Here is a 1,567-nt window from a genome sequence, read left to right on the forward strand (position 1 = left end):
GCTGAAGGAAATGGGCGTTCCGGCCCTGCTGGTGGCCCATGCCGGCCGCTGATGCCAGCAAGGAAAGCGATGTCGGCGACGTAACCGTTGCCGACGTACTGGCTGCGCAGGCCCGCCTGCGCCGCTTCCTGCCGCCCACTCCGCTGCACCATGCCGAGCGCTTCGGCACCTGGCTGAAGCTGGAGAACCTGCAGCGTACCGGTTCGTACAAGGTACGCGGCGCGCTGAATGCCCTGCTGGCCGCCCGCGAACGTGGCGATACCCGGCCGGTGATCTGTGCCTCCGCCGGCAATCACGCCCAGGGCGTGGCCTGGGCTGCTTATCGCCTGGATGTTCCGGCCATCGCCGTGATGCCGCATGGCGCACCGGCCACCAAGATCGCTGGCGTCGCCCACTGGGGCGCAACGGTGCGCCAGCATGGCAACAGCTATGACGAGGCCTATGCGTTCGCCGTCGAACTGGCGCAGCGTCATGGCTATCGCTTCCTGTCCGCGTTCGACGATGCCGATGTCATCGCCGGCCAGGGCACTGTCGGCATCGAGCTGGCCGCACATGCGCCCGACGTGGTGATCGTACCGATCGGCGGTGGCGGCCTGGCATCCGGCGTCGCTTTGGCGCTGAAGTCGCAGGGCGTGCGCATCGTCGGTGCGCAGGTCGAGGGCGTTGATTCGATGGCCCGCGCGATCCGCGGCGACGTGCGCGAGATCAATCCTGTGCCGTCGCTGGCCGATGGCGTGCGGGTGAAGATCCCCGGGTTACTGACCCGCCGCCTGTGCACGTCGCTGCTGGACGATGTGGTGATCGTGCGCGAAGCCGAGCTGCGCGAGACCCTGGTGCGGCTGGCACTGGAAGAACACATCATCGCCGAAGGCGCAGGTGCACTGGCCCTGGCCGCCGGGCGTCGCGTCGCCGGCCGCCGCAAGTGTGCGGTCGTCTCCGGCGGCAACATCGATGCCGGCGTGCTCGCCGGCCTGCTCACCGATATCCGCCCGCGTCCGCCACGCAAACCGCGCCGACGCCGGGCAGAAACTCCGCGCTCGCCCAGCAAAGCGGTCGCTACCGTTTTCCCAACGCCTACCCCTTCCCCCCTGCAAGCCGTCGCACCCGCTGTCGAGGAGATTTCCCTGTGAACACCATCGAACGAATTACCACCCCGCGCATCCGCATCTTCGACACCACCCTGCGTGACGGCGAGCAGTCCCCCGGCTGCAGCATGAGCCCGCCGCAGAAGCTGGTGATGGCGCGTGCGCTGGACGAACTGGGCGTGGACATCATCGAGACCGGCTTCCCGGCCAGCTCGCAGTCCGACCGCGAGGCGATGGCCCTGATCGGCCGCGAACTGCGCCGCCCGAGCCTGAGCCTGGCGGTGCTGTCGCGCTGCCTGCAGGCAGACATCGAGACCTCGGCGCGCGCACTGGAAGCGGCGGTCAACCCGCGCCTGCATGTGTTCCTGTCGACCAGCCCGCTGCACCGTGAGCACAAGCTGCGGATGACGCGTGAGCAGGTACTGGAATCGGTACGCAGGCACGTGTCGCTGGCACGCTCCTACATCGATGACGTGGAGTTC

1 protein-coding gene and 1 pseudogene are annotated in these 1,567 nt (G+C 68.3%); both read left to right on the plus strand.

Annotation, left to right across the window (positions count from 1 at the left end; genetic code table 11):
- Window positions 1-38: 38 nt before the first annotated feature.
- On the plus strand, window positions 39-1,130 hold the full coding sequence (locus AB4Y84_RS21260) for a threonine dehydratase (protein WP_442244363.1): 1,092 nt from the start codon (window positions 39-41) through the stop codon (window positions 1,128-1,130).
- Window positions 1,127-1,567: pseudogene (locus AB4Y84_RS21265) on the plus strand (2-isopropylmalate synthase); the annotation flags it as partial. The gene AB4Y84_RS21260 and the pseudogene AB4Y84_RS21265, both read left to right, overlap by 4 nt.

Source organism: Stenotrophomonas sp. 2YAF22 (genome assembly GCF_052114665.1).
Classification (GTDB): Bacteria; Pseudomonadota; Gammaproteobacteria; order Xanthomonadales; family Xanthomonadaceae; genus Stenotrophomonas; species Stenotrophomonas indicatrix.

Coding starts and splice junctions, on each gene's coding strand:
- AB4Y84_RS21260 (WP_442244363.1), top strand. CDS start 39: ATGCCGGCCGCTGATGCCAGCAAGGAAAGCGATGTCGGCGACGTAACC.